Origin of the sequence: Intrasporangium calvum (genome assembly GCF_028446585.1) — a bacterium.
Classification (GTDB): Bacteria; Actinomycetota; Actinomycetes; order Actinomycetales; family Dermatophilaceae; genus Intrasporangium; species Intrasporangium calvum_A.
This window is the reverse complement of the sequence record NZ_JAPFQL010000122.1, coordinates 1-7,581: the sequence shown is the minus strand read 5'-3', so window position 1 is coordinate 7,581 and position 7,581 is coordinate 1. Positions and strand designations below refer to the sequence as shown.

Annotated in this window: 7 protein-coding genes; all 7 read left to right on the top strand. The window is 68.1% G+C overall.

What is annotated here, in order from left to right; all coding sequences use genetic code 11:
• The first annotated feature begins 72 nt into the window (after positions 1 to 72).
• On the top strand, positions 73 to 645 hold the full coding sequence (locus tag OO014_RS18500) for a hypothetical protein (protein WP_272463802.1): 573 nt from the start codon (positions 73 to 75) through the stop codon (positions 643 to 645).
• 380 nt (positions 646 to 1,025) lie between these two features.
• On the top strand, positions 1,026 to 1,400 hold the full coding sequence (gene rpsL, locus OO014_RS18495; RefSeq protein WP_272463801.1) for a 30S ribosomal protein S12: 375 nt from the start codon (positions 1,026 to 1,028) through the stop codon (positions 1,398 to 1,400).
• Entirely contained in the window at positions 1,400 to 1,870 is a 471-nt protein-coding gene (gene rpsG, locus OO014_RS18490) for a 30S ribosomal protein S7 (RefSeq protein WP_272463800.1), read from the top strand. Before rpsL ends, rpsG begins: the two co-directional genes overlap by 1 nt.
• A 124-nt stretch (positions 1,871 to 1,994) precedes the next feature.
• Positions 1,995 to 4,112 (top strand): elongation factor G, encoded by a 2,118-nt coding sequence (gene fusA, locus OO014_RS18485; RefSeq protein ID WP_272463799.1) that lies wholly within the window; start codon positions 1,995 to 1,997, stop codon positions 4,110 to 4,112.
• Positions 4,113 to 4,242: 130 nt separating this feature from the next.
• On the top strand, positions 4,243 to 5,439 hold the full coding sequence (gene tuf, locus OO014_RS18480) for an elongation factor Tu (RefSeq protein ID WP_272463798.1): 1,197 nt from the start codon (positions 4,243 to 4,245) through the stop codon (positions 5,437 to 5,439).
• Between the two features lie 139 nt (positions 5,440 to 5,578).
• Positions 5,579 to 6,889: a M18 family aminopeptidase gene (locus tag OO014_RS18475; RefSeq protein WP_272463797.1), complete on the top strand. Its 1,311-nt coding sequence runs from the start codon at positions 5,579 to 5,581 to the stop codon at positions 6,887 to 6,889.
• 86 nt (positions 6,890 to 6,975) lie between these two features.
• A partial coding sequence (locus tag OO014_RS18470; protein WP_272463796.1) for an AAA family ATPase occupies positions 6,976 to 7,581 on the top strand: 606 nt, incomplete at its 3' end.

Sequence of the window (7,581 nt, the reverse complement as noted above, 5' to 3'; positions counted from 1 at the left end):
CGGCCCAGCGGGCTTTCCGGGTGTGACGTGGTTCGGGGCGGCGCCGGGCGAGCCGCTCGCTAGGGTTGCCGTATGAGCGAAGCACCCCACGTCGACACGCCCTCCGAGCCGACCGAAGAGCCGACCGAAGAGCCGACCGTCGAGCCGACCGAGGCGACCGCCCTGGCCACTGTCATCGTCCTCACCGAGGAGGCCCTCAAGCCGGTGGACGTCGACAAGATCGTCGGCCTGCACGCGGAGGACGAGGCCGAGGAGACCTACCGGGTGCTCGTTCCCGCGGACACCGACCGCAACATGCTCAGCGCCTTCCTCAACCACCTCAGCCTCTTCGAGATGCGAGAAGCCCTCGAGGCGTTGCGTCCCGTCGACCGCGAGGGCGCGCACGCCGATGCCCAGACGGCGCTGGCCCGCAGCGTCGAGGAGTTCGAGAAGCGGGGCCTGACGGTCACCGGCGAGGTCACGGGCGACGACCCGATGCCGACCCTCCTCGCCGAGGTTGAGCGTCTCAACGCCCGCGAGGTCGTCGTCGTCACCGAGCCGCACGCCGTGGAGGACACCTTCCACACGGACTGGGCGTCGCAGGCGCGCGAGGTGCTGGGCGTGCCGGTGCTGCACATCTACGCCGGTGACTGGAGGCTCGGCTGACCGGCACTCCGGGATGCTCGTTCGAGGTATCGCCCGACCGCTGGTGGTCGCGTATTACCTTCAACCGGGCCGGGAGCGCAAGGGTCACGGATTTGGTGGGCGTGGCGTGCGCCGGTACGCTTGAACACTGTGTCTGAGACATGCGCTCAGGCATGCGCGATGACGGCTTCGGTGCCCTGTCCGTCGGCCACGGCCGAGGCGACATCACTGCGGTCAAGAGCGAACCTTCCACCGGGCAATCCACGAGGTCGAACTCGTGGGGAGTGCGGGTGGGAGCACCGCGTCCGACACGCCCGACCTCGGGGGTCGAGGATGCGAACAGCCAAGGAGTCGGCCCGGCAGGGTCGGCACGACAACAGCAACGTTACGGAGTAACCAGGTTGCCTACCATCAACCAGCTGGTCCGCAAGGGCCGCGAGGACAAGGCCTCCAAGGCCAAGACCCCGGCGCTCAAGGGCTCGCCCCAGCGCCGCGGTGTGTGCACCCGCGTGTACACCACCACCCCCAAGAAGCCGAACTCTGCCCTCCGGAAGGTCGCTCGTGTGCGGCTCTCCAGCGGCATCGAGGTCACGGCCTACATCCCGGGCGTCGGCCACAACCTGCAGGAGCACTCCATCGTGCTCGTCCGCGGTGGTCGTGTGAAGGACCTCCCCGGTGTTCGCTACAAGATCGTCCGCGGCACCCTCGACACCCAGGGTGTCAAGGGCCGCAAGCAGGCTCGTAGCCGCTACGGCGCGAAGAAGGAGAAGGGCTGATGCCTCGTAAGGGACCCGCTCCGAAGCGTCCGCTGGTCGTCGACCCGGTCTACGCCAGCCCGCTCGTGACGCAGCTCGTCAACAAGATCCTCCTCGACGGCAAGAAGTCGATCGCCGAGACGATCGTCTACGGCGCCCTCGAGGGTGTCCGCGCCAAGACCGGCACCGACCCCGTCGCGACGCTCAAGCGTGCGCTCGACAACGTCAAGCCGGCCATGGAGGTCAAGTCCCGCCGGGTCGGTGGCGCCACCTACCAGGTGCCGATCGAGGTCAAGCCGGGCCGCTCCACGACGCTGGCCCTGCGCTGGCTCGTCGGCTACTCCCGTCAGCGTCGCGAGAAGACGATGACCGAGCGCCTCATGAACGAGATCCTCGACGCGTCCAACGGCCTCGGCGCCGCGGTGAAGCGTCGCGAGGACACGCACAAGATGGCCGAGTCCAACAAGGCCTTCGCGCACTACCGCTGGTGACAGCAGGCCGGGGGTGTGCCGCTGGGCTCGCTCAGTGGCACACCCCCGGACCGAGCCCTACCGCGCTCCCTGGCGGATCGGCTCCCGAGACTTTCCCCCACACGAATGAGATGAGACAACTGACGTGGCACTCGACGTCCTGACGGACCTGAACCAGGTCCGCAACATCGGCATCATGGCGCACATCGACGCCGGCAAGACGACGACGACCGAGCGTGTGCTCTTCTACACCGGTGTCAACCGCAAGATCGGTGAGACGCACGACGGTGCGTCGACGACCGACTGGATGGAGCAGGAGAAGGAGCGCGGCATCACGATCACGTCCGCCGCGGTCACCTCCTTCTGGAACGGCACCCAGATCAACATCATCGACACGCCCGGCCACGTCGACTTCACGGTCGAGGTCGAGCGGTCGCTGCGCGTCCTCGACGGCGCCGTCGCGGTCTTCGACGGCAAGGAGGGCGTCGAGCCCCAGTCCGAGACCGTGTGGCGTCAGGCCGACAAGTACGACGTCCCCCGCATCGCGTTCGTCAACAAGATGGACAAGCTCGGCGCGGACTTCTACTTCACCGTGCAGACCATCAAGGACCGGCTCGGCGCCGAGCCGCTCGTCCTCCAGCTGCCGATCGGCTCGGAGAGCGAGTTCGTCGGCGTCGTCGACCTCATCCACATGCGGGCCCTGGTCTGGCCGGGCGACGCCAAGGGTGACGTCACCATGGGCGCCAAGTACGAGATCCAGGAGATCCCGGCCGACCTCAAGGAGAAGGCCGAGGAGTACCGCCACCAGCTCGTCGAGCGCGTCGCCGAGTCCGACGACGACCTCATGGAGAAGTACCTCGGTGGCGAGGACCTCACCCCCGAGGAGCTCAAGGGCGCGATCCGCAAGCTCACGGTCAACTCGGAGCTCTACCCCATCCTGTGTGGGTCGGCCTTCAAGAACCGTGGCGTCCAGCCGATGCTCGACGCGGTCGTCGACTACCTCCCCTCGCCGCTCGACGTGCCCGCCATGATCGGGCACAAGCCGGGCCACGAGGAGGTCGAGCTCACCCGCAAGCCGAGCAAGGACGAGCCGTTCTCCGCGCTCGCCTTCAAGGTCGCCACGCACCCGTTCTTCGGCACGCTCACCTTCATCCGGGTCTACTCCGGGCACATCTCCTCCGGCACCCAGGTCATGAACTCGACCAAGGGCAAGAAGGAGCGCATCGGCAAGCTCTTCCAGATGCACGCCAACAAGGAGAACCCGGTCGACGAGGCGATGGCCGGTCACATCTACGCGGCCATCGGCCTCAAGGACACGACCACCGGCGACACGCTCTGCGACCTGCAGGACCCGATCGTCCTCGAGTCGATGACGTTCCCGGAGCCGGTCATCCAGGTGGCCATCGAGCCGAAGACGAAGAGCGACCAGGAGAAGCTGTCCACGGCCATCCAGAAGCTCTCCGCCGAGGACCCGACCTTCCAGGTCCACCTCGACGACGAGACCGGCCAGACGATCATCGCCGGCATGGGCGAGCTTCACCTCGACATCCTCGTCGACCGGATGAAGCGTGAGTTCAAGGTCGAGGCCAACGTCGGCAAGCCGCAGGTGGCCTACCGCGAGACGATCCGCCGGGCCGTCGAGAAGTACGACTACACCCACAAGAAGCAGACCGGTGGCTCGGGCCAGTTCGCCAAGGTCCAGGTGACCATCGAGCCGCTCGTCGACGCCGAGGGTGGCGAGCTCTACGAGTTCGTCAACGCCGTCACCGGTGGTCGCGTCCCGCGCGAGTACATCCCGTCGGTCGACGCCGGTATCCAGGACGCCATGCAGTACGGCGTGCTCGCCGGCTACCCGCTCGTCGGGATCAAGGCGACCCTGCTCGACGGTGGGTACCACGACGTCGACTCCTCGGAGATGGCGTTCAAGATCGCCGGCTCGATGGTGCTCAAGGAGGCCGTCCGCAAGGCCGACCCCGTGCTCCTCGAGCCGATGATGGCCGTCGAGGTCCGCACCCCTGAGGACTACATGGGTGACGTCATCGGCGACATCAACTCCCGCCGTGGCCACATCCAGGGCATGGACGACGTGAGCGGCGCCAAGGTCGTTCGTGGCCTCGTCCCGCTGTCCGAGATGTTCGGCTACGTCGGCGACCTGCGTTCCAAGACGCAGGGTCGCGCGAGCTTCTCCATGGAGTTCGACTCCTACGCAGAGGTCCCCAAGGCCGTTGCCGAGGAGATCATCAAGAAGACCCGCGGCGAGTGACTTTCGGGGCTTCCCCGATAGGCTCTCCCGAGGTAACCACGGGATTCAACACCCCACATCACAACCCAACAGCGCCACGTCCTGCCCTGGTCGTACGGCGTAACACTATGAAGTCCTGAGGAGGACCACAGTGGCGAAGGCAAAGTTCGAGCGGACCAAGCCGCACGTCAACATCGGCACCATTGGTCACATCGACCACGGCAAGACGACGCTGACGGCTGCGATCTCCAAGGTCCTGCACGACAAGTACCCGGACCTCAACCCCCAGTTCGCGTTCGAGGACATCGACAAGGCTCCCGAGGAGCGCCAGCGCGGTATCACGATCTCGATCGCGCACATCGAGTACCAGACGGAGGGTCGTCACTACGCCCACGTCGACTGCCCCGGTCACGCTGACTACGTCAAGAACATGATCACGGGTGCGGCTCAGATGGACGGCGCGATCCTCGTGGTCGCCGCGACGGACGGCCCCATGCCGCAGACGCGTGAGCACGTCCTCCTGGCCAAGCAGGTCGGCGTTCCCTACATCGTCGTGGCGCTCAACAAGGCCGACATGGTCGACGACGAGGAGATCCTCGAGCTCGTCGAGATGGAGGTCCGTGAGCTCCTCTCGTCCTACGAGTTCCCGGGCGACGACCTGCCGGTCGTCAAGGTCTCGGCGCTCAAGGCCCTCGAGGGCGACGCTGAGTGGGGCCAGTCGGTCCTCGACCTCATGGACGCGGTGGACACCTACATCCCCGAGCCCGAGCGCGACATCGACAAGCCGTTCCTCATGCCCGTCGAGGACGTCTTCACGATCACCGGTCGTGGCACGGTCGTCACCGGCCGTATCGAGCGCGGTGTCCTCAAGGTCAACGAGGAGGTCGAGATCGTCGGCATCCACACCGGCCCGCCCACCAAGACCACGGTCACCGGTGTCGAGATGTTCCGCAAGCTCCTCGACGAGGGTCGCGCGGGCGAGAACGTCGGCCTGCTCCTTCGCGGTGTCAAGCGCGAGGACGTCGAGCGTGGCCAGGTCGTCGTGAAGCCGGGTTCCATCACCCCGCACACCGACTTCGACGCGCAGGTCTACATCCTGTCCAAGGACGAGGGCGGCCGTCACACGCCGTTCTACGACAACTACCGTCCGCAGTTCTACTTCCGTACCACGGACGTGACGGGTGTCGTGCACCTGCCCGAGGGCACCGAGATGGTCATGCCCGGCGACAACACCGACATGAAGGTCGAGCTCATCCAGCCGATCGCCATGGAGGAGGGCCTCAAGTTCGCCATCCGCGAGGGTGGCCGCACGGTCGGCGCCGGCCGCGTCATCAAGATCAACAAGTGATCTGACGCAACAACTCCGGGAGGGCCCGGTCCGCTTCGGCGGGCCGGGCCCTTTCGCATCCCCGCGTGGGCGCGGGGCGAGCTCAGCGGCATACGGGCGGGGCAGAGGGCGCGCAGCGCGGGGGATAGGGTCGGGTCCCATGGCGCACGCGTTCGACACCGACATCGAGGCCCAGGGGCTGATCGACTTCGTCGACGCCTCGCCGACCCCCTTCCACGCGTGCGCGCAGGCGGCGGCGCGGCTGGGCGAGGCCGGCTTCACCGAGGTCGTCGAGTCGGAGCCGTTCCCGACGGAGCCGGGCGCCCACTTCCTCGTGCGCGGCGGCTCGCTCATCGCGTGGGACACGAGGGGCCCGTATGCCGCTGGGCTGGGTCCCGCTGCCGGCTTCCGGGTCGTCGGCGCGCACACGGACAGCCCCAACCTGCGGATCAAGCCCAACCCCGACCACCTCAAGGCCGGCTGGCAGTCGTTGGGCGTCGAGGTCTACGGCGGGCCGCTGCTCAACTCCTGGCTCGACCGCGACCTCGGCCTGGCCGGACGGGTGGCGGTGCGTGGTGAGGGAGGGAGAGCGGTCGAGACCAGGCTCTTCCACGACACGACGGCCCTGCTGCGGGTCGCGCAGCTCGCCATCCACCTGGACCGCGAGCAGAACGAGGGCCTGACCCTCAACCGGCAGCAGCACCTCGAGCCGCTGTGGGGCCTGGGGGACACGCCCGGCGACTTCCGCGGCTACCTCAGCGAGCAGATCGGCGTGCCCGCCGGCGACATCCTCGGCTGGGACGTCATGACGCACCCGATCGAGGCGTCGCGCAGGCTGGGTCGGCGTCGCGAGCTCGTGGCCGCGCCTCGGCTCGACAACCTCGCCACCTCCTACGCGGGCGTGCGGGCGCTCCTCGATGCTGCGGCCACCGAGCCGGCCCTCGTGCCGGTTCTCGTGCTCTTCGACCACGAGGAGATCGGCAGCACCTCGGAGCGCGGCGCCATGTCGACGCTGCTGCCGTCGGTGCTCGAGCGGATCGTGCTCGCCGCGGGCGGGTCACGGGAGGACTACTGGCGCGCCCTCGCGACCACCGTCATCGCGAGCGGCGACATGGCGCACGCGACGCACCCCAACTACGCCGACCGGCACGAGCCCCTGCACCAGATCTTTGTCAACGGCGGACCGGTCCTCAAGGTCAACGCCAACCTGCGCTACGCGACCGACTCGGTCGGGGAGGCCGCTTTCCGGCTGGCCTGCGAGCAGGCCGGCGTGCCCATGCAGAGCTTCGTCATCCGCACCGACCTGCCGTGCGGCTCCACGGTGGGTCCGATGACGTCGGCGCTGACCGGTGCCACGACCGTCGACTTCGGCGCGCCCCTGCTGTCGATGCACAGCGCCCGCGAGCTGTGCGGTGCGGAGGACCCGGCGATGTATGCCGCGGCGCTGTCGGCCTTCCTCGCGCCGGCATAGCACAGGGAGCTCGTGGACAACGAGCGCGGGACTGGACCGAAAGCGAATCGCCGCCGGTCGGCGGACCGCGGCCGTACTGTGAGCAGATGGAGCTCGTGGAGCGGGAGGCTCCCTTAGCAGAGCTGACCGCGCTGTTCGCCAGCGCTGCTCGTGGCCAGGGCGCGCTGGTCCTGGTGGGTGCCGAGGCAGGCCTCGGCAAGTCCTCCCTCCTCACGGAGTTCTGTCGGGGCCTGGGACCACGCGTGCCGGTGATCTGGGGTGCCTGTGACCCGCTCCTGACCCCCCGCCCCCTGGGGCCGTTGCGCGACATGGCGGCCGCGGGCCACCTGCCGACGGCGCTCGTCGACGGCGACACGCACCGCCATGACCTCTTCTCGGCTGTGCTCGGGCTGTTGGTGGTTCCTTCGGTCATGGTGATCGAGGACCTGCACTGGGCGGACGACAGCACGCTCGATCTGGTGCGCTTCGTCGGTCGCCGCATCCGCTCCACGCGGTCGCTCGTGATCCTCACCTTCCGCGACGAGGCTCCGTCCGGACCGCTTCGCTCGGTGCTCGGGGACCTGGGGGCCTCGGGGCAGAGCCGGCGGCTGCACCTGCAGCCGCTGTCCGTGGCAGGGGTGGCGAGGATCGTCGCGAACCTTCCCCTGGATCCGGGCAGGCTGCACGACCTGACCGCAGGGAACCCCTTCTAC